Here is a 243-nt window from a genome sequence, read left to right as displayed (position 1 = left end):
GGGCTCACGCCCTTCGAGGCACGCTTGAAGAACGGCATGGCCAAGCGCGGCTACGCTCCCGAGTGGGCCGAGCAGATCTATCGCCAGATGCTGGGCTTCGGCGAATACGGCTTTCCCGAGAGTCACGCGGCGTCCTTCGCGCTCCTGGTCTACGTGTCGTCCTGGCTCAAGTGCTTCGAGCCAGCGGCGTTCTTTTGCGCGCTCGTCAACAGCCAGCCGATGGGCTTCTACACTCCCTCGCAA

The 243-nt window shown here is 63.8% G+C and carries 1 protein-coding gene; it reads left to right on the top strand.

The annotated features are described in order from the left end of the window. The coding region (locus JNK74_28875) for a hypothetical protein (protein MBL7650195.1) at window positions 1–243 on the top strand (243 nt) is incomplete at both ends.

It is taken from the genome of Candidatus Hydrogenedentota bacterium (genome assembly GCA_016791475.1).
GTDB lineage: Bacteria > Hydrogenedentota > Hydrogenedentia > Hydrogenedentales > JAEUWI01 > JAEUWI01.
This window is presented reverse-complemented; position numbering and strand designations above follow the sequence as displayed.